Origin of the sequence: Micromonospora sp. WMMD961, assembly GCF_029626145.1 — a bacterium.
Classification (GTDB): Bacteria; Actinomycetota; Actinomycetes; order Mycobacteriales; family Micromonosporaceae; genus Micromonospora.
In genome coordinates this window covers 3,047,612-3,073,151 of the sequence record NZ_JARUBJ010000002.1, presented here as the reverse complement: position 1 = coordinate 3,073,151, position 25,540 = coordinate 3,047,612, and the positions used below count along the sequence as shown (strand labels likewise).

13 protein-coding genes are annotated in these 25,540 nt (G+C 72.3%); 3 read left to right on the top strand and 10 right to left on the bottom strand.

The genetic code is table 11. The features are described 5' to 3' along the window. Positions 1–5: 5 nt before the first annotated feature. The gene (locus tag O7614_RS14380) at positions 6–10,094 is read right to left on the bottom strand and encodes a type I polyketide synthase (RefSeq protein ID WP_278138951.1); all 10,089 of its coding nucleotides are present in this window, start codon (positions 10,092–10,094) and stop codon (positions 6–8) included. 307 nt (positions 10,095–10,401) lie between these two features. On the opposite strand from O7614_RS14380, the gene O7614_RS14375 reads away from it, so the two are divergent. Beyond that, positions 10,402–10,776, top strand: a complete 375-nt coding sequence (locus O7614_RS14375; protein ID WP_278138950.1) for a DUF5988 family protein — start codon at positions 10,402–10,404, stop codon at positions 10,774–10,776. Between the two features lie 78 nt (positions 10,777–10,854). On the opposite strand, the gene O7614_RS14370 is transcribed toward O7614_RS14375, so the two are convergent. Both O7614_RS14370 and O7614_RS14365 read right to left on the bottom strand, forming a co-directional pair. Continuing rightward, entirely contained in the window at positions 10,855–11,607 is a 753-nt protein-coding gene (locus tag O7614_RS14370; protein ID WP_278138949.1) for an ABC transporter permease, read from the bottom strand. Positions 11,608–11,620: 13 nt separating this feature from the next. Continuing rightward, positions 11,621–12,589 (bottom strand): ATP-binding cassette domain-containing protein, encoded by a 969-nt coding sequence (locus tag O7614_RS14365; RefSeq protein ID WP_278138948.1) that lies wholly within the window; start codon positions 12,587–12,589, stop codon positions 11,621–11,623. Between the two features lie 214 nt (positions 12,590–12,803). Here O7614_RS14365 and O7614_RS14360 point away from each other — a divergent pair, with 214 nt between their 5' ends. Beyond that, complete coding sequence (locus O7614_RS14360) at positions 12,804–13,661, top strand: metallophosphoesterase (RefSeq protein ID WP_278138947.1); 858 nt, start codon at positions 12,804–12,806, stop codon at positions 13,659–13,661. Between the two features lie 87 nt (positions 13,662–13,748). Here O7614_RS14360 and O7614_RS14355 read toward each other — a convergent pair whose 3' ends face one another. Genes O7614_RS14355 through O7614_RS14345 form a run of 3 tightly spaced genes read right to left on the bottom strand, consistent with a single transcriptional unit; the run spans position 13,749 to position 18,743 of the window. Next, positions 13,749–16,523, bottom strand: coding sequence for a LuxR family transcriptional regulator (locus O7614_RS14355; RefSeq protein ID WP_278138946.1), 2,775 nt, complete (start codon positions 16,521–16,523; stop codon positions 13,749–13,751). A 47-nt stretch (positions 16,524–16,570) separates the two neighbouring features. Further along, entirely contained in the window at positions 16,571–18,346 is a 1,776-nt protein-coding gene (locus O7614_RS14350; RefSeq protein ID WP_278138945.1) for a 2-isopropylmalate synthase, read from the bottom strand. A gap of 58 nt (positions 18,347–18,404) precedes the next feature. Next, positions 18,405–18,743 (bottom strand): hydroxyisourate hydrolase, encoded by a 339-nt coding sequence (locus O7614_RS14345; protein ID WP_088990103.1) that lies wholly within the window; start codon positions 18,741–18,743, stop codon positions 18,405–18,407. 273 nt (positions 18,744–19,016) lie between these two features. Between O7614_RS14345 and O7614_RS14340 the strand changes: the two genes are divergently transcribed. Beyond that, the gene (locus tag O7614_RS14340; RefSeq protein ID WP_278138944.1) at positions 19,017–19,202 is read left to right on the top strand and encodes a hypothetical protein; all 186 of its coding nucleotides are present in this window, start codon (positions 19,017–19,019) and stop codon (positions 19,200–19,202) included. A 105-nt stretch (positions 19,203–19,307) separates the two neighbouring features. On the opposite strand, the gene O7614_RS14335 is transcribed toward O7614_RS14340, so the two are convergent. The 4 genes from O7614_RS14335 to O7614_RS14320 all read right to left on the bottom strand — a co-directional run bounded on the left by O7614_RS14335 (position 19,308) and on the right by O7614_RS14320 (position 25,526). Next, positions 19,308–22,493 carry a BTAD domain-containing putative transcriptional regulator gene (locus O7614_RS14335; RefSeq protein WP_278138943.1) on the bottom strand — a complete coding sequence of 1,062 codons (3,186 nt, stop codon included), beginning with the start codon at positions 22,491–22,493 and terminating at the stop codon, positions 19,308–19,310. A gap of 256 nt (positions 22,494–22,749) precedes the next feature. Further along, positions 22,750–24,189 carry an AMP-binding protein gene (locus tag O7614_RS14330; RefSeq protein WP_278138942.1) on the bottom strand — a complete coding sequence of 480 codons (1,440 nt, stop codon included), beginning with the start codon at positions 24,187–24,189 and terminating at the stop codon, positions 22,750–22,752. 114 nt (positions 24,190–24,303) lie between these two features. Then, positions 24,304–24,954 carry a TMEM175 family protein gene (locus O7614_RS14325; RefSeq protein ID WP_278138941.1) on the bottom strand — a complete coding sequence of 217 codons (651 nt, stop codon included), beginning with the start codon at positions 24,952–24,954 and terminating at the stop codon, positions 24,304–24,306. Positions 24,955–25,160: 206 nt separating this feature from the next. Then, positions 25,161–25,526, bottom strand: coding sequence for a DNA polymerase ligase N-terminal domain-containing protein (locus tag O7614_RS14320; protein WP_278138940.1), 366 nt, complete (start codon positions 25,524–25,526; stop codon positions 25,161–25,163). Positions 25,527–25,540 lie beyond the last annotated feature (14 nt).

Genomic DNA, 25,540 nt, shown 5'->3' with positions numbered 1-25,540 from the left:
TGCGGTCAGGCAATGCCGAGTTCGTCGTCGAGGAGGTCGAACAGTTCCTCGGCGGTGGCGCCGTGCAGGGCGCCGCTGTCGTGTGTCGGGTTCGCGCCGGTCGTCCAGGTGTCGAGCAGGCTGCGGAGCCGGCTGGCGACCTTGGCCCGGTCCGGGTCGTCGGCGCTGACGGCGGCCAGGCCCGCTTCGAGGCGGTCCAGTTCGCCGAGCACCGACAGGGCGGACGAGGCGTGTTCGTCGAGCAACTCGTCCTGGAGGTAGCGGGCCAGCGCCCCGGGCGTCGGCTGGTCGAAGACGATCGTGGCGGGCAGCCGCAGACCGGTGGCGGCGGCGAGCCGGTTACGCAGGTCGACGGCGGCCAGCGAGTCGAGGCCGCACTCGACCAGGCCCCGGTCGGGCTGGATGGCGTCCGCGGAGGCATGGCCGAGGACGGCGGCGACCTGGCTCTGCACCAGTTCGAGGAGGATCCGTGGCCGGTCGGCGGGTGCGGCGACGACGAGTCGCCGCTTGAGCGCCTCGGCGGGGTCGGCGCCGTCGGTGGTGTTCTCGGCGACCCGCCGAACGGGTCGTCGGACCAGACCCCGCAGCAGCGGCGGCACCGAGCCGTTGCCGGCGACGGCGGCCGGTTGCAGTCCGATCGGCAGGACGACGGGGGTGTCGGCCCCCACCGCCGCGTCGAACGCGGTGAGCCCGGTCTCGGCGGTGAACGGGGTGATGCCGAAGCTGGTCATCCGGTTGACGTCGGCGTCGCTGAGCTGTCCGGCCATGCCGCCGCCGACCGCCCACGGCCCCCAGGCCAGGGAGATCGCGGCGAGGCCGTGGTGGCGGCGGTGCCGGGCGAGCGCGTCGAGGTAGGCGTTGGCCGCGGCGTAGTTGCCCTGCCCCGGGCCGCCGAAGCTGCCGGCCGAGGAGGAGAACAGGACGAACGCGGTCAGGTTCCGGTCCCGGGTGAGTTGGTGCAGGTGGTGGGCGGCGTCGGCCTTGGCCGCCAGGACCGCGGCGACCCGCTGCGGGGTCAGTGAGGCGAGGACGCCGTCGTCGACGATGCCGGCGGCGTGCACCACGGCGGTGAGCGGGTGTTCGGCGGGGACGGCGGCGAGGGTGTGGGCGAGCTGGTCGGGGTCGGCGGCGTCGCAGGCCGCCACGGTGACGCTCGCGCCGAGTTCGGTCAGGTGTGCGGTCAGGTCCTCGACGCCCGGCGCGTCCGGTCCGCGGCGACTGGTCAGCAGCAGATGCCGTACCCCGTGGGTGCTGACCAGGTGCCGGGCCAGCAGACCGCCGAGAGCGCCGGTGCCGCCGGTGACCAGGACCGTGCCGTCCGGGTCGGTCTTTAGGCCGGTCGGCGCGGCGGTGGCCCGGGCGAGGCGCGGCGCGTAGGCGCGGCCCTCGCGGAGCGCCAGTTGCGGTTCGCCGGCGGCGAGGACACCGGGCAGGCTGGCCGCGGAGAGCGGCGAGTCGTCCACGTCGGCGAGCACGATCCGGCCCGGGTCCTCCGACTGGGCGGAGCGGATCAGGCCCCAGGCGGCGGCGTGCGCCAGGTCGGGGGCGTCGGCGGCGGGATCCGGGTCGACCGCGCCGCGACTCAGCAGGATCAGGCGGGCCCCGGCGAAGTCCGGGTCGGCGAGCCAGCGCTGGGCGAGCGCCAGCCAGGCGTCGACCGCCGGGCCGGGCGTGTCCCCGCCGGGTTGTGCCGGAACGAAGACCAGCTCGGGTACGGCACCCGAGGCGGCCAGCGCGTCCAGGTCCGGGTAGTCGTCGACCAGGGATCCCACGGCGGCTGCCGCGTCGGCCACGAACGAGTCGGGTGCGCCGATGACGGCGTACCGGCCTCCGGTGGGGGCGATCTGCGGCTCGACGGGCGTCCAGTCGACGGTGAACAGCGGGGCCTCGTCGGCCGGTTGCCGCAGCTGGGTGACCGAGACCGGGCGCAGCACCAGCTTGCCGACGGTGGCGACCGGTCGTCCGGCCTGGTCGGCGAGGTCGATGCGGACCCCGTCGTCGCCGTTGGGCGTGATCCGGACCCGGGCCGCGGCGGCGCCGGTGGCGTGCACGCTGATGCCGGTCCAGGAGAACGGCATCCGGCTCTGGGTGGGACTCAGTCCCTGCTGCGCCTCGGCCGCCGTGCCGAGTCCCATGGCATGGGTGGCGGCGTCGAGCAGCGCCGGGTGTACGCCGTAACGGGTGGCTTCGGTGGCGGTCGGCTCGGCGAGGGCGACCTCGGCGTACGTCTCCTCGCCGCGCTGCCAGGCCGCGCGCAGGCCCTGGAACGCAGGGCCGTACCCGTAGCCGAGTTGGGGCAGGAAGTCGTAGAGGAAGTCGACGTCGATCGGGGTGGCGTCGGCGGGCGGCCAGGTCTGCTCCGGGTCGGGTTCGCTGACCGGCACCGGGGAGACGGTGCCGGCGGCGTGTCGGGTCCACGGGGTGTCGTCGTCCCGGTCCGGGCGGGAGTGCACGCTGAGGGCGCGGCGGCCGTCGGCGTCGGCCGGGCCGACGCGTACCTGCAGCCTCGTCCCGACACCGGACGGGACGACCAGTGGCGCTTCCAGGGTCAGTTCCTCGACCTGGCCGCAGCCGGCGTGGTCGGCGGCGTGCGCGGCCATCTCGACGAAGGCGGTGCCGGGCAGGATCGCGGTGCCGAGCACTGTGTGGTCGGTGAGCCAGGGTTGCCGGGCGGTGGCCAGTCGGCCGGTGAACAGCACCTCGCCGGTGTCGGCGAGCGTCGTGACGGTGTGCAGCAGCGGGTGGCCGGTGCCGCTGGACGCGGCGTCGGCCGGGTCGCCGTGCAGCCAGTAGGGCTGGTGCTGGAAGGCGTACGTGGGTAGCGGGGTGCGGCGGGCGTCGGAGCCCGCGTAGACGGCGGCCCAGTCGGGGTCGACGCCCCGGGTCTGCAGCCGGGCGAGCGCGGTGAGGACGGTGACCGGTTCCGGGTGCCCGCCGCGCAGCGCGGCCACGGCGATCGCCGCGCGGCCGGTCTGGTCGGCGAGGGTCTCCTCGGCCATCGCGGCGAGCACCGGGTCCGGGCCGAGTTCGAGCAGCGTACGGACCTGGTGCCGGTGGAGTTCGCGGACGGCGTCGGCGAACCGGACGGTCTCCCGGGCGTGCCGTACCCAGTAGTCGGGCGAGGTGAGTTCGGCGGTGGTCGCGAGTCTCCCGGTCAGGGTGGAGACGATCGGGATCTGCGGCGGCTGGTAGGTCACCGCGGTCGCGGCCCGCCGGAACTCGCCGAGCATCGGGTCCAGGTGCGGCGAGTGGAAGGCGTGGCTGACCTGGAGTCGCTTGGTCCGCCGCCCGGCGTCGCGCCAGTACGCGCCGACCTGCTCGACCGACGACTCGTCGCCGGAGACCACAGTGGAGGCCGGTCCGTTGACGGCGGCGACGGTGATCCGGCCGTCCACCCCGTCGAGCGAGGCGAGCACCTCCGCCTCGTCGGCCTGCACGGCGGCCATCGCGCCGCCGTCGGGCAGCGCCTGCATGAGCCGGCCACGGGCCGCCACCAGCGCGGCCGCGTCGGCCAGATCGAGGACACCGGCCACGTGGGCGGCGCTCAGCTCGCCGATGGAGTGCCCGGCCAGGTAGTCCGGGACGACGCCCCAGTGCGCGAAGAGCCGGAACAGGGCGACCTCGACGGCGAACAGCGCCGGCTGGGTGTACTCGGTGCGGTCCAGCAGGTCGGCGTGTGCCGGGTCGAGGACGAGGTCGCGGATCGGCCGGTCGAGGTGGGTGTCCAGGTGGGCGCAGACCGCGTCGAAGGCGTCCGCGTAGACCGGGTACGCGTCGTACAGTTCCCGGCCCATCCCGGCTCGTTGGCTGCCCTGCCCGGTGAAGAGCACCGCGGTACGCCCGTCGACGGTGACGTCGGCGATGAGCGCGGGAGCCGTGGTGTCGTCGCGCAGGGCGGTGAGGCTCAGGCGTACCTCGTCGAGGTCGGTCGCGACGATCACCGCGCGGTGTTCGAGGGCCGCCCGAGTCGTGGCCAGGGACCAGCCGAGGTCGGTGAGGTGCGCGGCGGGCTCGCCGGTGAGGTGGTCGAGCAGTGCCGCCGCCTGCGCCCGCAGGGCGGGGGCGGTCGTGGCGGAGACCACGACGGGGACGGCGGGAAGCCGCCCGCCGCGGGTCGGCGGCACCGGTGCCGGGTCGGCCGGGTGTTCCAGGATGACGTGGGCGTTGGTGCCGCTCACGCCGAACGACGAGACGGCGCCCCGGCGGGGACGACCGGTGTCCGGCCAGTCGCGGGATTCGGTGAGCAGGTGGACGGTGCCGGCGGACCAGTCCACGTGCGGTGACGGCTCGTCGGCGTGCAGGGTGCGGGGCAGCACCCCGGCTCGGAGCGCGAGGACGGTCTTGATGACCCCGCTGACGCCGGAAGCGGCCTGGGTGTGGCCGATGTTGGACTTCAGCGAGCCCAGCCACAGCGGGGCGTCCCCGTCGCGGCCGGCGCCGTAGGTGGCGATCAGCGCCTGTGCCTCGATCGGGTCACCGAGGACGGTGCCGGTGCCGTGCGCCTCGACCACGTCCACGTCGGCCGGGGTGAGTCCGGCGTCGGCCAGGGCGGCCCGGATGACCCGCTGCTGGGCCGGGCCGCTCGGGGCGGACAGACCGTTGGACGCACCGTCGGAGTTGATCGCACTGCCCCGGATCACGGCGAGGACCTGGTGACCGTTCGCCTCGGCGTCGCGGAGCCGTTCGACGACCAGGACGCTGACACCCTCGGCCCAGCCGGTGCCGTCGGCGTCGGCGCCGAACGCCTTGCAGCGGCCGTCGGCGGCGAGACCGCGTTGCCGGCTGAACTCGACGAAGACCATCGGGTTGCCGATCACCGCGACGCCGCCGGCCAGGGCGAGGTCGCATTCGCCCCGGCGCAGCGACTGGGCGGCCAGGTGCAGGGCGACCAGCGACGACGAGCAGGCGGTGTCGACGGTCAGCGCCGGACCTTCGAGGCCGAGGGCGTACGAGATGCGACCGGAGATGACCGCGGTGGCGGTGCCGGTGAGCAGGTAGCCCTCGGTGCCCTCGGGGGCGTTCTGGACGCCCGCGCCGTAGCCCTGGCTGGACGCGCCGACGAACACGCCGGTCCGGGTGCCGCGCAGTGCGTGCGGGTCGATACCGGCCCGTTCGAAGCCCTCCCAGGCGGTCTCCAGCAGGAGCCGCTGCTGGGGGTCGGTGGCGAGCGCCTCGCGCGGCGAGATGCCGAAGAAGGCGGCGTCGAACTCGGCGGCGTCGTGCAGGAATCCGCCGGAGCGGGTGTAGCTGGTGCCCGGGTGGTCCGGGTCGGGGTGGTAGAGGGCGTCGACGTCCCAGCCACGGTCGGCCGGGAAGTCACCGATCGCGTCGCGCCCGTCGAGGACCAGCTGCCACAGGTCGTCCGGGGTACGCACGCCGCCGGGCAGGCGGCAGCTCATCGCCACGATGGCGACCGGTTCGTCGGTGCCGGCGGGGGCCGTGGTGGGGTTCACCGACGGGGCCGGGGCGGGGCCGGCCACCTCGTCGCGCAGCAGCCGGGCGATGGCGTGGGCGTTCGGGTGGTCGAAGGCGAGGGTGGTGGGCAGTCGCAGGCCGGTCGCCGCGCAGAGCCGGTTGCGGAACTCGACGGCCGACAGGGAGTCGAAGCCGAGGTCGCGCAGCGCCCGGTCCGGGGTGACGGCGGACGCGTCGGCGTGCCCGAGCACGGCGGCGGCCTCGGCGCGGACCAGGTCGACCAGGAACGTGTCCCGTTCGCCCGGTGTCATGCCGGCCAGTCGTGCGCGCAGCCCGGCCGCCTGGCTGTCGTCGTCGGGGGCCGCGTTGGTCAGCGCGGTGCGGGCGTCGTCCAGGTCGGCGAGCAACGCGCTGGGCCGCCCGACGGTGAACGACGGGGCGAACCGGTCCCACCGAACGTCGGCGACAGTGACGGTGGCCTCGCCGAGCGCGACCGCCTGCGCCAACGCGACGGTGGTCTGCTCGGGCGGCATCGGCGGCAGGCCACGACGCAGCAGGTGGTCGGCGGTCTCCTGTTTGGTGGCCATACCGCCCCCGCCCCAGGCACCCCAGGACACCGCCGTCGCCGCGCAGCCGCGGGCCCGGCGGGCCTCGGCGAGCGCGTCCAGGTAGGCGTTGCCGGCCGCGTACGCGATCTGCCCGCCGCTGCCCCAGGTCCCGGCGACCGAGGAGAACAGCACGAACGCGTCCAGGTCGTCGGGCGCGCCGAAGAGCCGGTCCAGGTTCGCCGCGCCGGTCACCTTGGCGTCCAGCACGTGGGCGAACTCGGCGAGTGTGACGTCGGCGATCGGCGTGTGCTGGGCGACACCGGCGGTGTGGATGACAGCCCGGATCGGGTCACCGGCGTCGGCGCACTGCCGTACCAGCGTGGTGATCGCGTCGAGGTCGGCGACGTCGCAGGCGGCGACGGTGACGCGTACACCGGTGGCGGTGAGTTCCTCGGTCAGCTCGGCGGCGCCCGGAGCTGCGGCACCGCGCCGGCTGGTGAGGACCAGGTGGTCGGCGCCGTTGCGGGCGAGCCACCGGGCGAGTTCGGTGCCGATGCCACCGGTGCCACCGGTGATCAGGACGGTGCCGGACGGCTGCCAGGTGGGCGCGGTGCCGGCGGCGGCACGGGTCAGCCGTCGGGCGAGCACACCGGAGGGGCGCACCGCGACCTGGTCCTCCACTCCGTCGCCGACGGTGATGCCGGTCAGCACGGCGCAGAGCCGGTCGGCGGTCCGCTCGTCGAGCGTTTCCGGCAGGTCGACGAGTCCGCCCCAGGAGGCGGACTGTTCCAGGGCGGCGACCCGGCCGAGACCCCAGACGAATGATTGCGGGACTCGGCGTACCGGGTCGGCCGGGCCGGTCGAGACAGCGCCCCGGGTGACGGCCCAGACCGGGGTCTGCGGGTGGGTGTCGCGCAGGGCCGCGAGCAGGTCGGTGGTGGCGGCGGCGCCCCGGGTGAGGGCCCGGTGCTGGTCGGTGCGGCGCTCGTCGAGGGCGAGCAGTGACAGGACGCCGACCGGGGCGGGGCCGTCCAGCGCCGCGGTGAGCGCCGCCTCGGGAGTGACGGTGACCGTCGCGCCGGCCCGGGTCATCCGGTCGGTGATGGCCGCGACCAGGCTCTGGTCGGTGCTGGTCGCGACCAGGTCCTGGTCGGTGCTGTTGGCGACCAGAGCCTGGTCGGTGTCCTCCGGTACGAGCAGCAGCCAGCCGCCGTGCAGTTGCGGCTCCGGCAGGTCGGTGCGCGGACGCCAGGTCACCCGGTAGCGCCAGGTGTCCAGGGCCCGGTGTTCGCGGCGTTCCCGGCGCCATTCGCCGAGGTGCGCCACAGCGTCGTTGAGGTGGGCCATGCCGAGAGCGGTCAGGTCGCCGCCCTCGACGGCCGCCCAGAACTCGGCGTCGACCGGGTCGGCGGCGATCCGCCCGGGTGCCGGTTCCGGCCAGAACCGACGCCGCTGGAACGCGTAGGTGGGCAGGTCGGCGCGGTGCGCCTCGGGCAGCACCGTGGACCAGTCGACGGGGACACCGGCGACGTGCGCCTCGGCGAGAGCGCGGACGATCCGTCGCCGGTCGCCCTCGCCCCGACGGAGCGTGTGCAGAACGGGGGTGGTGACCGTGTCGCTGATCCCGCCGGTCAACACCGGGTGCGGGCTGATCTCGAGGAAGAGCCGGTTCCCGGCGGTGGCCGCGGCGGTGACGGCCTGGTCGAGGCGGACCGGGTTACGCAGGTTGGCATACCAGTAGGCGGCGTCGAGGCTGCCGCCGTCGGCAGCGACGCCGGTGACTGTGGACAGGAACGGCACCGACGTCGGCCCGGGCGTGATGCCGGCCAGCGCGGCGGTCAGTTCGGCCTCGACCGACTCCACGGCGGAGCAGTGCGAGGCGTAGTCGACAGCCACCCGCCGGGCCCGGACGCCCGCGCTCTCGCACCGGGTCAGGAAGGCTTGCACGGCGTCGGGTGGCCCGGCGACCACGACGGCGGACGGCCCGTTGACGGCGGCGATCGTCAACCCGTCGGCCAGCAGGTCCTCGACGGTGCTCAGCGGGGCGCTGACCGAGACCATGCCGCCGGTGCCGGCGAGTCGGAGCAGGGCCCGGCTGCGGAGCGCGACGACCTTCGCGCCGTCGTGGAGGGACAGCGCGCCGGCCACGACCGCGGCGGCGATCTCGCCCTGCGAATGGCCGATCACCGCCGCCGGCGTGACACCGTGACCGCGCCACAGCTCGGCCAGCGAGACCAGCACGGCCCAGAGCGCCGGCTGCACCACGTCGACCCGCTCCAGCAGGCCGGGGTCGTCGGAGCGGAGCACGTCGAGCAGGTTCCAGTCGACGTGCGGGTCCAGGGCGTCGGCGCAGGCGGCGATCCGGTCGGCGAAGGCCGGGGCGGTGTCGAGCAGGTCGGCGACCATGCCGCTCCACTGGGAGCCCTGGCCTGGGAAGACGAAGACCACCTCGGCGTCCGCGACGGCGGTGCCGGTGACGACGTCGGCGTCGGTGCCGGACGTGGCGAGGGCGGTCAGGCCGTCGCGGTGGCGCGGGCCGAGGACGACAGCCCGGTGGGCGAGGGTCGAGCGGGCGGTCCGCAGGGTGTGCGCGACGTCCGCCGGTGCGGTGCCGACGCCGGGGCCGTCGAGGTGGGCGGCCAGCCGGGATGCCTGCTCCCGCAGGGCGTCGGCGGTGCCGGCGGAGATCAGCCAGGGCAGCTCCCCGGCGCCCGGAGTGACCGGCGCGACCGGTTCGGCGGCCGGCGCCTCCTCGATGATGACGTGGGCGTTGGTGCCGGACATGCCGAACGACGACACCCCGGCGCGGCGCGGCCGGTCCCCGGTCGGCCACTGACGCTCCTCGGTGAGCAGGCGTACGTTGCCGGCGGACCAGTCGACGTGCGGGCTCGGCTCGTCGACGTGCAGGGTCCGGGGCAGCGTCTCGTGCCGCAGTGCCTCGACCATCTTGATCACACCGCCGACACCGGCGGCGCCCTGCGAGTGCCCGAGGTTGGACTTGAGGGAGCCGAGCCACAGCGGACGGTCCTCGGGCCGGTCCTGGCCGTACGTGGCGATCAGCGCCTGGGCCTCGATCGGGTCGCCGAGCACGGTGCCGGTGCCGTGCGCCTCGACGGCGTCCACGTCGGCGGTGGTCAGCCCCGCGTTGGCCAGGGCCTGCAGCACGACGCGCTGCTGAGCGGGGCCGTTGGGGGCGGTGAGTCCGTTGGACGCGCCGTCCTGGTTGACGGCGGAGCCGCGCAGCACCGCGAGGACCGGGTGGCCGTTGCGCTGGGCGTCGCCGAGCCGTTCCAGCATGAGCAGGCCTACCCCCTCGGACCAGCCGGTGCCGTCCGCGGCGGCGGCGAACGACTTGCACCGCCCGTCCGGTGCGAGGCCACGTTGGCGGCTGAAGCCGATGAACGCGGTCGGCGAGGCGAGGATGGTGGCGCCGCCGGCCAGGGCCAGGTCGCACTCGCCCAGGCGCAGCGCCTGACCGGCGAGGTGCAGCGCGACCAGCGACGACGAGCAGGCCGTGTCCAGGGTGACGGCCGGGCCCTCCAGCCCGAGCAGGTACGCGACCCGCCCGGAGATCACGCTGGGCGCGGTGCCGGTGAGGAAGTAGCCTTCGCTGCCCTCGGGTGGGTTCTGCTGAAGCAGCGAGACGTAGTCCTGGGTGCTCGGAGTGCCGGCGAAGATGCCGGTCCGGGTGCCGCGCAGCTGATGCGGGTCGATGCCGGCCCGTTCGGTGGCTTCCCACGCGGTCTCCAACAGCAACCGCTGCTGTGGGTCCATGGCCATCGCCTCGCGGGGGCTGACCCCGAAGAACTCGGCGTCGAAGGCGGCCAGGTCGGGCAGGAAGCCGCCGTCGCGGGTGTAGCAGGTACCCGGGTTGTCGGGGTCGGGGTGGTAGAGCCCGTCGAGGTCCCAGCCCCGGTCGGTGGGGAACGCGCCGATCCCGTCGCGCCCCTCGGCGACCAGCTGCCAGAGGTCATCGGGGCTGTGCACCCCGCCCGGATAACGGCAGGCCATTCCGATCAGGGCGATCGGCTCGGAACCGGCCGATTCCAGTTCCCGAATACGTTGACGCGCCTTGTGGAGGTCGGTCGTGACCCATTTCAGATAGTCCCGGAGCGTTTCTTCGCTTGCCATACGATGCCACCTCTTCAAGGCAGAGCGACCCGGAATGAGCTGGGCCGGAATACGACGATCCGCAATCAGGACGCTATGGTCGCCCTGGTGGGCCAACAACCCCTGCGGACTCGCGGCGGACCCTCGCGCGCCCCGACGGCACCCCGATACCGGCCAACCGATAGGGGTAGGTAGGGGATGTCTACGGGGGTGCCGCCCCGGTCATTCTCAATACACAAAGCACGGAGCAGAGCGGGATGGCAGCGAGGAAGCGCCGACCCGGGCTCCACCGGAAGGACCGGGTGACTCTTCGGGAAGGCAGAACACAATGACCACGACACTGTTGACGCCGATCGATGCTCCTACCGACACGTTCAGCCCGCCGGCCGATCTGAGCAGGTTCCTGGGTCAGCACTACTTCAGCCACGACGCCGCGAACCCGGCGACGAACCCGCCGCTGGACTTCGAGAAGGCGGCCTTCCAGTCCCGGACGGTGGTGACCGCCGAACAGCTCACCTCCGTGGTGCAGGTGATGCTCGTCGGTGGCCCCAGCGCCATCCCGCGCAGCCTCGTCGTCAGCAAGACGCTGGCGGCGAACGAGAAGCTGAAGATCTGCTACCTGGACGGGTACGAGCACTTCGAGCGCGACGCGGAGCTGGGCGACGTGTTCGTCTGGTCGATGCGTACCTCGATGGCCTTCTGAGACACGCCGCCGGCCTCGGTGCCACGGCCCCCGCGGGGGTCATGGCACCGAGGCCGGCGGCGTCCGGGCGTACGCGGGTCAGGCGAGCTGGCGGCGCAGCAGCCGCAGGGACCAGGTGGTGCTGAGCACCAGCAGGCCGACCGCGACCAGCGCGCCGATCAACACGATCTGCTGGTCGTAGTTGCCGCTGATCAGCTCACGCTCGGCCTCGACGACGTAGCTGAGCGGGTTGGCCCGCGACAGGTAGTACAGCCAGTCCGGGGCACGGTCCATCGGCAGCAGCACCCCGGACAGCAGCATCAGCGGCACGACGATGCCGCTGACCACCGGGGCCAGCGCGAACTCGTGCTTGAGTTTGAGCGCCAGGCCGTAGGAGGTGAAGCCGACCGCGACCGCGGTGATGGCGAGCAGGACCAGCCCGGCCAGGATCGGCAGGACGCCGGCCCGGAAGCCGAGGATGAACGCCAGCCCGATCATCAGGATGGCCTGGACGAGCAGCAGCACCACGTCCTTGAGGACCCGGCCGGTGAGCAGGGCGACCCGGCTGAGCGGGGTGACCTGCATCCGCTCCAGCACGCCGGAGCGGGTGTCCGGGATGAGGGAGAAGCCGGCGTTGGCGGTGATGAACAGGGCGAGCTGGATGAGCATGCCGGGGACGAACCACTGCCAGGAGCTGAGTCCGCTCTCGTCGGTGGTGTCGCTCAGCAGCGGCCCGAACAGGACCAGGTAGACCAGGGGCACGGCGACACCGACGATCAGCGTGCCGGGGCTGCGCAGGGCGGGACGGACCGCCCGGTCGAACGTCAACCAGGTGTCTCGCAGGAACGACATGGGGATCCTCACTTCACAGGCCCGGGAACGCCGGGGCGGTCTCGCTGTCGCGCAGGCTGCGCCCGGTGACGGTCAGGAACACGTCGTCGAGTGTCGGTCGGCTGGTTCGCACCGAGAACACGTCGACGTCGTTGCGGTCGAGTTCGCGCAGCAGGCCGGGTAGGACACTGTCGCCGCGGGGGATGCGGAACCGCACCGTCGTGCCGTCCACGGTGACCTCCTTCGCGCCGTCGAGTCGTTCGGCGGCGGTGGCGGTCTGCCCGGGTGCGGAGGTCTCCAGGGTCACCAGGTCGCCGTTGACCTGTGCCTTGAGCTCGTCGGCGGTGCCCTCGGCGACGATCCGGCCGCCGTCGATGACGAGGATCCGGTCGCACAGGCTGTCGGCCTCGTCCAGGTAGTGGGTGGTGAGGAAGACCGTCGTCTCGTGCTCGCGGCGCAGGTTGCGGATGTGGTCCCACAGGTTGCTACGGCTCTGCGGGTCCAGCCCGGTGGACGGCTCGTCGAAGAAGACCACCGGCGGCCGGTGCAGCACGCCCATCACGATGTCGATGCGCCGCTTCTGACCGCCGGAGAGGGCACCGATCATGCGATCCTCCAGCCCGGCCAGGTCGTACTGCTCCAGCATCTCGCCCACCCGGGTACGGGCGGCCGACGCGGACAGGCCCTGCAGGCGGGCGTGAGTGATCAGCTCCTCGCGGACCTTGTACTCGACGCCGGCCGAGGAGTTCTGGCCGACGTAGCCGATCAACCTGCGCACTCCGGCGGGGTCGCTGAGCAGGTCGCAGCCGCCGATGTTGGCCTCGCCGGAGGTGGGTCGCAGCAACGTGGTCAGCATCCGCAGGGTGGTGGACTTGCCCGCCCCGTTGGGGCCGAGGAAGCCGACCATTTCGCCGGACGAGACGTCGAGGTCGATGCCGCGGACGGCCTCGACGGTGAACTTGTTGATCTGGAACGTCTTGGTCAGACCCCGCGCCTTGATCATCGGTGGTCTCCTCTCGACAGGGATCCCACCGTCGGCGGAAATCCTCGAAACGGCGCTGGTACCGGCATTCGCCTATCGCAACCAGCATCGAGAGCGGCCAGTGCCCGGACAACCCTTAGCCGGCCCCCTAGCGCCCCGTAGCGCAGCTCAGACGGCCCGAGAACCGGTCGGCGGGCGTTCCGGCCGGTACCGCCGCGCGCCTACGATCGGCGTCGTGAGTGTTCCCGGTACGGTCCCGCACGGCAGGTTGTTGGCGATCAGTGATCTGCACGTCGGCTATGCCCGCAACCGGGAGACGGTGCTCGGGCTGCGCCCCGGGCACACCGACGACTGGCTGATCGTCGCCGGCGACGTGGGCGAGAAGATGGCCGACGTCGAGTGGGCGTTGACACTGCTCGCCGAGCGCTTCGCGAAGGTCGTCTGGGTGCCGGGCAACCACGAGCTGTGGACGCCCGCCGACGACCCGGTGCAGCTGCGCGGCGAGCAGCGCTACCGCGATCTCGTACGGATGTGCCGGGACCTCGGCGTCGTCACGCCCGAGGACGACTTCCCGGTGTGGCGCGGGGCCGGCGGCCCGGTGGTCGTGGTGCCGCTGTTCGTGCTCTACGACTACACGTTCCGCCCGCCGGGGACCACGAAGGAGCAGGCGCGGCACTGGGCCGAGTCGGCCGGGATCGTCTGCACCGACGAGTTCCTGCTGCACACGGACCCCTACCCGGGAGCGGACGACTGGTGCCGGGCCCGGCTGCGGGAGACCGAGCGGCGTCTCGCCCAGTGCGACCCGGCGCTGCCGACGGTGCTGGTCAACCACTTCCCGCTGACCCGGGAGCCGACGTGGGTGCTGCGCTATCCGCAGTTCGCCCAGTGGTGCGGCACCACCGGCACCGCGACGTGGCACCTGGACCACCGGGCGGCAGTGGTGGTCTACGGCCATCTGCACATCCCACGGACGACAGTGGAGGACGGCGTCCGGTTCGAGGAGGTCTCTCTCGGCTACCCCCGCGAACAGGACCTGTACGGCCGGCACGGTGACCCACTGCGGGTCATCCTTCCCGCGCCCGATCCGTCCTGACCTCGCGGCCCGACGATCACTCCCGCACAGCACACACACTGGGGCCCCGCCCGCGCGTGACGCGGTGCGGGGCCCTGGTGTGTGGGGTCAGACGGTCGCGGACAGGTCGAGTTCGAGGTGCGCCGGCAGGTCGGTACGCCCCACCACGCCGAGCTTGCGGTAGATGCGTGTCAGGTGCTGCTCCACAGTGCTCACCGTGATGTAGAGCTTGTCGGAGATCTCCCGGTTGGTGTAGCCGATCGCGGCCAGGGCGGCCACCCGGCGTTCGGCGTCGCTGAGCATCGCGGCACTGCCGGTGACGCTGGGCTGCGCCGCGGCGGTCTCCTTGTCGTCCCAGCCGATGTCCCGCGAGAGCCGGCGGAGCAGAGGCTGCGCGTCGCACTCCTCCGCCAGTGCCCGGGCCCGCCGGCCGATCATTCCCGCCCGCCGCGACTCACCGAGCGCGTGGTACGCCTCGGTCAGGTCGACGAGCACCCGGGAGTGCTCGTACCGGTCGGCGCCGGACTGCAACAGGTCGGCCGCCTGCCGCAGCAGCATCGGCCGGTGCCGCAGCTGGCTGGTCGCGGCGAGCAGGCGCAGCGCGGAGCCGTGTACGCGCGGCATGTCCTTGCCGCAGCGGCCCAGCTGGTCCTCGATGAGCCGACGGGCCTGGTCGGGGCGTCCCATCCGCAGCAGGGTCTCGGCGGCGTCGGTGCGCCAGGCGACCAGGCCCGGCGCGTCCAGCTCCCAGGTGGTCATCAGCTCACCGCACTTCTGGAAGTCCCGGAGCGCGAGCGGCAGGTGGCCGGTCGCCATGCTGTAGCGACCACGGGCGTGCAGGTAGTGCAGCCCGTACCGGGTCTGGAACATGGTCTCCGGAACCGGCTGGTCCAGCCACTCGGACACCTCGTCGAAGCGACCCATCGCGGTGCAGGCCGTGACGAGGCTGGCCAGCGGCACGCCGACGCCCACCCCCCAACTGCTCGGCGGCATGATCTCCAGGGCCAGGCGGGCGTGTCGGGCCGCGCCGGGCAGGTCACCGAGGCGCAGGGCGACCTCGGCCCGGATCGCGGCGAGACGGGCCTGCCGGCTGGGGGCGCGCCGGGTGTGCGCCTCCTCGATGAACAGGTCGCACCAGGGCGCCGCCTGTTCGGCGTGCCCGCCGTAGGTGAGGGTGAGCAGGGCGCTCTCCACCGTGTCCAGGCTCATCTCGTCGAGCCGGGAGCTGCGCAGGATGCGCTCGACGACGCCGGCCACACTCTCCGACGGGGTGTCGCTGAGCACCGTGGACAGCGCGTTGGCCGCTTCCAGGCGGCGACTCGCCGAGACCGTGGAGACGGTCACCGGCGCCGGCCGGAAGTGCTGGGCCAGCGGCGTGTACGAGCAGCGCAGCCAGGGCCGGGTCATCGCCAGTTCGCCGGCGGCGGCCGGGTCGAGGTCCACCCCGGTGGCGGCGAGGTGCGCCAGGATCACCTCCGCCTCGGCGAGCTGCCCGTGCCACAGCAGCGCCTTGGCCAGGATCACCGCGTCGCTGCCCTGCAGGAAGCCCTTGTCCAGGGCGCCGGCGAGTTCGGGCAGGTAGCTGCTGGAGGTACTGGGGTTGACCCGCCACTCGGCGCGTACCAGAGTGGTCATGATCTTGATTTTCTGCCGTTCGTCGGTGCAGGCCCGCCAGGCCAGCTTGAGGTAGCTGACGGCCGACTCCACCTGGCCCTCACGCAGGGCCTGCCGGGCGGCGTCCTCCAGCGCCGCCACTCCCCACGCCTCGCTGGCCTCCTTGGCGCCCAGCAGGTGCTCGGCCACCACCCGCGCCGACGCGCCGCCGTCGTAGGCGAGCACCGCCGCGCGCCGGTGCAGCTCCGCCCGCTCGTCCTGGTCGAACCCGGCGAGCACGGCGGCCGCGGCCACCGGGTGCCGGAACCCACCGAGGGTGAAGATGCCGGCGGTGGTCAGCGCCCGCATGGCCTGCGCGACCACCCCCGCGTCGGTCCGCAGGAGCCGGTCGAGTGCCTCGGTGTCGGCGAGCACGGCGACGCCCCGGGCGACCTCCAGCAGCTGCGCTTCACCGCGACGCAGGCAGGACACCACGGCCTGGGCGTACCGCTCCCCCACCACCACCTCGTCCGGTGCGGCGCCGGTCTCCTCGGTGGCCGCCTGGTAGTCCTCCAGCAGGCCGCCGACCAGCAGCGGGTTGCCGCCGGTGAGCTGGTACCACTGGCCGGCCAGCCGCTCGGCGACCTCGGTGCCGACCGTCTCGGCGGCGAACTGCTGGACGCCGAGGCCGGTGAGCGGAGCCAACTTGAGCCGGCTGCCGTGCCCGGGGCGCAGCAGTTCCGCCTGCCAGGACGGATCGGCGCTGCGCCCGAACTCGGTCTGTGTGAAGGCGACCAGGACCGGCGCGAACCGGGCGCGCCGGGCCAGGTACGCCAGGCAGACCACCGAGGCGCGGTCGGCGTGGTGCACGTCGTCGACGAGCAACGCCAGCGGATAGCGTTCGGCCAGTTCCAGCAGGATGGTGCAGAGCCCGTGCACGATCTGCACGTCGATGTGCTCGTTGTCGTCCCGGTTGTCGGCGGCCAGGGCCGCGACAGTGCCCTCGTGCAGCAGGCTCATCGCCCGCTCACGCTCGCGGTCCTGCAGGGGCGCGTCGTGAAAGAGCTGGCTGAGCAGCGCCAGGGGCAGGTTGCGCTCGGCGTGGGCGCCGCTCGCGGTGACCGCCAGGGCACCGAAGTCGACCGCCCGGTCGGCCAGGGTGTGCAGAAGTTCGCTCTTGCCGGTGCCGACGGTACCGGTGATCATCGCCACCCGGCCGCGACCCGCGACCGCCTCGGTGAGCAGGCCCTCGAGCCCTGTCACCGCCTTGTCTCTCTCAACGAGTCCCATGTGGATTTCCCCCAGGTCTGATAATGGTGAACGGCCTCGAATGGTGTTCAGCCGGCCCGGTCGAGACCGACGGCGCCGGCCAGGACCGGGCGCAGCCGGGGTGGCGCGGGGTGCATCACGGGGGCGTCGAGGTCCCCGACGGTTTCCAGGGCGTTGCCGGAGCGCAACGCGCGGCTGAGCGCCGCGCGGACGGCGGCGAAGGCAGCGGTGTCCGGCTCAGCGTCGATGCCGACGCCCCAGACGGTACGGGTGCCGAGTCGACACTCGGCGTACACGACCACGTCGTCGCGCTCGCTGACCGCGCCGACCCCGGTGCGGTGCACGGCGCGCACGTCGATCCCCCAGGACAGCATCGTGGTGCGGATCTGCTCGACGGCGTCGGCCCGGGCCGCGCCGACGGTGAAGCCGCCGCCCCCGACGTGCAGTTCGGTGGCGACCGTGTCGCGGAAGCGCAGCGGCACCGACAGGGGGCGCCGCACGACGTACTCCTGGAGGAACAGCTCCCCGATGCGCGTCGGTGAGATCTCCGCCCCGGCGGCGTCGGCCTGCGCCTGCACCACGGCGGCGAACTCCAGTTGCAGGTCGCGCGGCAGGAGCAGGCCGTGCCGGCTGGCCAGCACGTACGCGACGCCGCCCTTACCGGACTGGCTGTTGATCCGGACCACCGTCTCGTAGGTGCGGCCGACGTCCTCCGGGTCCAGCGGCAGGTACGGCACCTCCCAGGGCAGGTCGTCCACCGACGCGCCGATCGCCATCGCGGCCCGGGCGCGCTCGTCGAAACCCTTCTTGATGGCGTCCTGGTGCGAGCCGGAGAACGCGGTGTACGCCAGATCCCCGCCGTACGGGTGGCGCGGGTGCACCGGCAGTTCGTTGCAGTACTCGACAGTCCGCCGGATCCGGTTGATGTCGGAGAAGTCGATGCCCGGGTCGACGCCCTGGGTGTAGAGGTTCAGTCCGAGGGTGACCAGGCAGACGTTGCCGGCCCGTTCGCCGTTGCCGAACAGGCAGCCCTCGACCCGTTGCGCGCCGGCCAGGGTGGCCATCTCCGCGGAGGCGACGCCGGTGCCGCGGTCGTTGTGCGGGTGCACCGAGAGGCACACGTGCTCGCGGCGGGACAGGTTGCGGTCCAGCCACTCGATCTGGTCGGCGAACACGTTCGGCATGGTGCGCTCGACGGTGGTCGGGAAGTTCAGGATGATCGGGCGGTCCGTCTCCGGCTGCCACACGTCCATCACCGCCTCGCAGACCTCCAGGGAGAACTCCAGCTCGGTGTCGTTGAACAGCTCCGGCGAGTACTGGTAGCGCAGGTCGGTGCCGGCCAGGGTGCGGTCCGCGTACTTCATCATCAGGCGCGTCCCCTGCACCGCGAGGTCCAGGCACTCCGCCCGGGTCATGCCGAAGACGACCCGGCGGAACAGCGGTGAGGTGGCGTTGTAGATGTGGACGCGCGCCCGCGGCGCGCCGGCCAGGCTCTCCACGGTGCGCCGGATCAGCTCGTCGCGAGCCTGGGTCAGCACCGTGATGCAGACGTCGTCCGGAATCAGGTCGTCCTCGATCAGCAGCCGGACGAAGTCGTGGTCGTCCTGGCTCGCGACCGGGAAACCGACCTCGATCTCCTGGTAGCCCATCTCCACGAGCAACCGGAACATGGCCAGCTTCCGGGCCGGGCTCATGGGGTTGGCCAACGACTGGTTGCCGTCGCGCAGGTCGGTCGAGAGCCACCGGGGCGCGGTGGTGACCGTACGGCTCGGCCATGTCCGGTCCGGCAGGCTCACCGAGGCGGTGGGCAGGTAGCGGCCGGCGGATCGTCGACTCGGGTTCACGATGGATTCCTTTCCTCGCTGTACGGAGCCGGCGCGTGCGGTCCGGCCGCCACCTGACTCATCCGCGGGTGCCGAAGTACATCGAGTACGAGTAGGGAGTGAGGAGCACCTGGACCTGACAGGTGTCGGACTCGTCCTGGACCCGGAAGGTGACCGCGATCTCCGGGTACGCGGCGCTGACGCCGAGACCGGAGAAGTAGTGGTCGCTGTCGAAGACGATCCGGTAGGGGCCCCTCTCCAGGAGCTCCGCCGCCCAGTCGTCGATGTGGCCGTCGGGGTCGGACTCCGCATCGGCGACGGGCTTCCAGCCGCCGTCGTCAGCGCGTTCCAATCGCGCCCGGATGCCCGCCGCGGGGCGGCCGAACACACCGTCCAAAGCTTGCGCCGAAACACTCATGTGTTGTCACCTGCCAGTCGGTCCCGCCGCGGTGACCCGCGGTGCGAGCCGGCGACGGTTGGTTGCCGGATTCCCCGGCCTAGGGCAGAAGACTGCGCCGAGCGGCTATCGGCTGGCCTTCGCCGTTCTATCGCCGGCTATCGGTGGCGCTCCGATAGCGGTGATAGGGGGTGGCAGGCGAACAGATAACGCGGTGATGGGGCCTGTTCCTACGTTTGTGTCATCGCCGAACACGGCGGAACGACATCCCCCCTCACCTGGAGGAACATCGCCATGCGCACCAACGTCTCGCTCTCGGTCAAGGCCCGCGTCGCCATCGCTCTCGCCGCCGCCGCCGTCACGGTCGGTTTGTTCGGAGCGACCGCCGCACACGCCGAGGACGCCAGCGGCAGCACCCCGGCGCCGGCGGCCACCCCCACGCCGAGCACGACCGCCTCCCTCAGCCAGCCCTGGGGCTGACGCAGCACCACGTGAGCCTTCGGCGGGCCATCTGATCAACGGCCACCGGGCGCACGTCCCGGGAGCCCGGTACGGCTGACGAGCCGGCCGGTCGCACCCCGAGTTTCAGCCCTGACGAACGCTCTGCACCACCGAGGAACCGCTGCCCGTGCGATCCGGCCGTTGCGGCCGAGGTTGACGCACCAGCGGAACCACGTTGTCCCGCAGCGGTTCGGCCGCCGCAGACGCCGGATGTTCCCGGCCCCCGGCCGCCACGTACGCCTCGGTCAGCTTGGTCAGCACCCGCTGTTCGAACTTCGGCGCGCGGATGCCCCGGAACAGCCCGAGTGCCCGGTGCAGATGCACCACCGCCTGCGTCGCGCTGCCGTGTTCGAGCGCGAGTTCGCCGAGCGCCAGCGACACCCGCGCCTCGATGAGTCGTTCACCGGCCGTGCTCGCCAGGCCGAGGGCGCTCTGCAGCGCTGTTTCGGCGGCGGTCAGGTCACCGGCCGTCATGTGCGCCACGCCCATCCCGTGCAGCGCGTACGCCTCGCCGACCGGGTCGCCGATGTCCTGCACCACGGCCAACGCCTCGGCGAACGCGCTGGCCGCCGCGTGCGGGTCCCCGGTGTTCAGGTAGGTGTCGCCCATGCGGTGCAGCACCTGCGCCTCGACCCGACGACTGCGGGCGCTGCGGCTCATCACCAGCGCCTCGGGCAGGATGGCCAACGCCTCCTGCGGATTGCCGCTCTCCATGTGCACCTGCGCCAGGCTGTGCAGCACGTAGGCGGCGGCGCCCAGGTCGCCGCTGCGTCGGAAGCTGTCCAGCGCGTGCTCGTAGCGGGTGGCCGCGGCCGGCAGGTCACCTCGGATCCGGTCGGCGAACGCGATCTGCCGGGTGACCAGCGCCAGCCCCTGCTCGTCGTCGAGGCCGCGGAAGATGGTCCCGGCCGCCTCCAGGTCGCGGCGTGCCTCGTCGAACCGCTGCTCGGCGAGGAAGAGTGAGCCGTTGGAGTAGAGCATGGCCGCCTGCCCCCGCTGGTCACCCGCCGTCTTGCTGGCGGCGAGCGCGATGCGGTGGGTCTCCCGCCAGTCGTTGAGGTAGATGCGCGGCTCGAAGAGGGTCACCGCGATGTGGGCGAGCGTCCAGCACAGGTCGGTGAAGCCGGCCTGCGCGGCCTGCCGGACTCCGGCGACGAGCGAGTGCCGCTCCCGTTCGAACCAGTTCAGCGGACGGGTGACCAGCTGCTCGGTCAGTCGTTGCGGCAGCGGCCAGCGCGGGGCGTCGCTGCTGAGGACGAAGTACGGCCCGCCATGCAGGCCGCAGTGGGCGGCCTCGGCGAGGAACAGCAGGGCGCCGAGCACCCGACACAGCGCGGCGTTGCGGTCGGCGACGGTCTCCTCGGCGGCGAGGCGTTCCCGGGCGAAGACCCTGATCAGGTCGTGGAACCGGTACTGCGGGACCTGCCCCGGACCCATGCTCGTGCTCTCCACGAGTTGCGCCTCGGCGAGGTCGTCCAGCAGATCCTGGGCGTCCATCACCGGCTCGTCCAGCAGTGCGGCGCTGACCCAGCCCGAGAACGACGGCACGTCGAGGACGGCGAGCCGGCGGAAGAGCCGGCGGGCCTCCTCGGTGAGGCTGTCGTAGGTGAGCGAGATGCTGGCCCTGATCCCCATCCCGCTGTGTTTCAGCTCGTCCAGGCGCCGCGCCTCGTTGTCGAGCCGCTCGACGAGGTGCTCGACGGTCCAGTGCTGCCGGGCGGAGAGCCGGGCACCGGCGATCCGCAGGGCCAGGGGCAGGTTCCCGCAGAGATAGGCGAGCTGCGCGGCCGCCTCGGGCTCCTGCTCGATCCGTTCCCGCCCGGCGACGTGTGCCAGCAGTTCGAGCGAGTGCTCTTCGTCGAAGACGTCGACGTCGAGGTGGATCGCGCCGGGCAGACCGGCCAGCCGGCTGCGGCTGGTGACCAGCACGGCTGAATGAGGGGTGCCGGGCAGCAGGGGCAGCACCTGGCTCTCACCGGCCACGTTGTCCAGCACGATCAGCATCCGGCGGTCGGAGAGCAGGTCACGGTAGAGCTCGGCGCGTTCCTCCAGCACCTCGGGCATCGCGGTGCCGGGGACGCCGAGGGTCCGCAGGAAGCGTTCCAGCACCTGCATCGGGCCGACCCGCTGCGGGCTGCGGCCGTGCATGTCGGCGAAGAGTTGCCCGTCGGGGTAGCGGGTCGCCGCGCGGTGCGACACGTGCACGGCGAGGGTGGTCTTGCCGATGCCGGGTTTGCCGGCGGCCACCACGATCGGCACCGCGAACTGCGTCGGGCTCTCCGCGGCCATCAACAGTTGCTGCTCGATGACGTCGATCTGCTTGGACCGGCCGGTGAAGTCGGCGATGTCGGTGGGGAGCAGGCACGGCACGGTGACCGGGACGACCGGCTCGGTGGGGGCGACGATCACCGGCGGGGTGATCGCGCTGAGGGGGAGGTCGTCGACCGGCGCGACGACCAGCGCCGGCGGGACCGGCGGCAGCGGCGCCGGAGCGGTCGGCGCTGGCGCGGGTGAGACCGGTGCGGCGAGTTCCTCGTCCGAGGTGAGGATCGCGTGTTCCAGCTGCTGTAGCCACTGGTTCGGTTCGAGGCCCAGCTCGTCGATCATCGTGCGGCGAGCCTGACGGTAGACGTCGAGGGCCTCGGCCTGGCGACCGGACCGGTACAGGGCGAGCATCAGCTGCCCGCGCAGCCGTTCGCGCAGCGGGTGCTGTTCGACCAGGTCGGAGAGTTCCGGGATGAGATCGCGGTGCCGGCCGAGTTCGAGTTCGAGTTCGACGCAGTCCTCGTGGAGGTTGATCCGCCGCTCGTCGAGGCGGTTGGCCGCTGATTGGACCAGCCGGCTCTCCAGCCCGTAGAGAGCGCGGCCACGCCAGAGGGCGAGGGCGGCGCGGATGTGCCCGACCGCCTCGTCGACGTTCTGCGCGGAGCGAGCACGCCGGCCGCCCTCGACCAGACCGACGAACCGGTCGAGGTCCAACGTCCCGTCGGTGACCCGGAGCAGGTAACCCTGGGACCGGGTGACGATGGTGTCGGGGTGGTCGTGGGTGTTGAACAGTCGTCGGAGCGCCGAGACGCAGATCTGCACCTGGGCACGTGAGGTGCTGGGCAGGTCGTCGCCGTAGATGGCCTCCATCAGGCGTCCCACCGGGACGACCCGGTTGGCCTCCAGCGCGAGGCTGGCGAACACGATCTGTTGGCGGTGGCCGCCCAGGTCAAGTCGTCTGCCGTCGACCAGGACCTCAAGCGGTCCCAGAACCCGTACCTCCACGCGCACCTCCCCCGCGGTGACGCGACGTCGGCGTCGTCGCTCGGTGCCATCCCCCCGGTCGGCTACCGATCGAGCTTTCCGACCGTGGCCTGATCGGCCCGGAGATAGAGACATCTAGATACACGACTCACCCCCCGTGTTCGCCTAGAGACTACGAGCAGTCACCACGGGTCGAAAACACGAGAGGCGTTTAGATGCCCGAAGGTCCCAGCCAAAACTCCACCTTTCGGCTAGGCGGTCATCAGAATGACATGCGTCAGACACCGCCCGGCAAGGCGCCCGATTCCAGCAACGACAGTAAAGTTGCCTTCTGCACCTTGCCCAGGGCATTGCGCGGCAATGATTCCACCACGTGCACGTGACGCGGCCGCTTGTGCCGGGACAACCGTTTCTCCACATAGGTCACCAGCGATCGGGCGGCCAGCGACTCCTCACCGACGATGAACGCCACCACCTCCTGGCCCAGGTCGGCGTGCGGGGCACCGACCACGGCGACCTCGCGTACCTGAGGGTGGGTGAGCAGGCAGTCCTCGATCTCGCCGGCGCCGATCCGGTACCCGCCGCTCTTGATGATGTCGGCGCTGGCCCGCCCGACGATGCGGTAGTCCCCCGCCTCGTCGACAGTCGCCACGTCACCCGTGCGGAACCAGCCGTCGGCGGTGAACGTCTCGGCGGTCTTCTCCGGCAGGTGCAGATAGCCGTCGAACAGCGTGGCACCACGGATCTGCAGCGCCCCGAAGGTTCGCCCGTCGGACGGCACCGGTGCACCGGCGTCGTCCACGAGTCGGGCCTGCACCCCGCGCACCGGACGGCCGACCGAACCGGCTCGCCGCGGGCCGTCAGCCCGGGTACTGAGCGTTATCAGCGTCTCGGTCATGCCGTACCGCTCGACGGGCCGGTGCCCGGTCAACGCCTCCAGCTCGGCGAAGACCGGCGCGGGCAGCGGCGCGCTGCCGGAGACCAGCAGTCGGGCCGCGGACAGCGCGCGGGCGGCGGCCGGCTCGCCGCAGACCCGGCCCCACACCGTGGGAACCCCGAAGTACATCGAACCTCGCGCGGCCGCGTACCGGGCCGGCGTCGGCCGTCGGGTGTGCACCAGCGGCGAGCCGACCCGCAACGGCCCCAGCAGACCAAGAATCAGACCGTGTACGTGATAGAGCGGCAGCCCCTGCACGAGGACGTCCTCGTCGGTCCAGTCCCAGGCGTGTGCGACAGCGTCGATGCCCGCCCGGATCGCGGCGTGACTCAGCAGGACGCCCTTCGGTGGGCCGGTGGTGCCGCTGGTGTAGAGGATCAGCCCGGTCGTGGACGGGTCGGGGTCGACGCTCGACAGCTCACCGCGTCGGGCAACGTCGACCGGTAGCACTGGTATCGGACAGTCCGCCAACACCGGCGCCTCCGGTTCACCGGCCAGCAGCAGCTCGGCCCCGGAGTCGGTGAGCACATGGGCCAGCTCGGCCGCGCCGGTGTCCGGCGGCACCGGAACCACCGCCACCCCGGACAGCAGACCACCGACGATCGCGGCCACCGTCGCCACGCCCGGGCTGGCGAGCACCGCCACCGTCGAGGCCCCGGCGATGTCGGCGGCCACCGCACCCGCACCGGCCCGCAATGCTTCCCGGGAGATGACCTGGCCGTCGACGCTCACGGCGTCCGCACGGTCGGGCCCAGCTCCGGACAACGACGGCAACAGCATGCCCGACCCCCTCGTGGCCGCACGAACGCAACCGGAACTGAATCTACGGACCCGCCCGGCGCCGGCCCACCCCTAATGGCCTCGGTTCCCCTGACATCGGACAACCCATCCGGTCTAGCTGGGCCGGTCGGCGGCCGTGTCATCCTCGCCGTACTCGCCGCGGATGGGGAGGTAGTAGGCGGGGAGGAAGCCCGCGATGATGACGACGCCCGCGAGCGGCACGAAGGCGCCGACGAGGATGCCGGAGCCGATCCAGACCAGCGCGAGTGCGAACCGGCGGCCAATGGCGCGGACGCCGGAGGGTCCGAGGTCGGGGTCCAGCAGTTTGGCCCGGCGAAGATGGGCCCAGATGACGTTGAACAGGGCTGCCGCCGTCCACAGCGTCGCACCGTAGACGACAACCGCCGTGCGCAGCCCCAGCTCCGCGCGTATCGCGTCGGCGAGTAGTGAGGTGGAGAACGGCAGGAAGGCGATGACCATCAACAGCAGGGTGTTGAGGAACAGGACCTTCCGGTCGACGTGCCGGACACGGTCGAACATGACGTGGTGATTGACCCACACCTGCCCGACGAGCAGGAAGCTCAACACATAACCCAGGTAGGACGGCCACAGCGCGCCGAGACCCCGGAGGAGATGCCGGAAATCCTGCGGCGGTTGGATTTCCAACACCAGAAGTGTCACGGCGATGGCGAATACCGCATCGCTGAAGGACATCAGCCGGCCCGGCTGACGCACCAACCGACGATTGCCATTCTCGGACTCCACGCCCTGATTATGCTTAGAGGAAGCACTGCCGCCGCCGCATACCGACACTTCTCGTGCTGATCGCGGTGCGCTTGGGTCGGAATTGGGAGCGCACGCGGAACCGCGTCCTCACCCGAGAAGTCGGCATCCAGTCGTGCCGTGGTCGGCGGCGAGGTCGGTCGGCTCCGCGCGTCCTCGATGGACCACCGACGCAGTGGCCGTGCCGGCTATCCGCGCTCGTCCGGCGGCTGCTCCTTCGTCAGGTGGAGCAGCCACCCCTCGCCGGTACGGATCAGCGCGTAGCGCCGTCGGCCGGCACGGCCGTGCAACGTGAACAGCATCCGACGGTCGGTGCGGTCGTGCTCCTCCCACGTGCCGATGTCCGCGATCGACTTGTCGGCGTCCTCGTAGGTCAGGTGATCGAGGTGGTGGTCGGGCACGGCTATCGCGAGCCGGTTGTCGTCCGGGCTGTCCGGCAGGCCACGAGGGACCGCCCAGGAGCGCAACACACCGCCCTCCTCGAGCCGCAGGTCGAAGTGCGGTCGTGGTTTGCGGTGGTGATGCAGGACGAAGGCGGGTGCCACTCTTACCATTGTCGGCGTTGGGC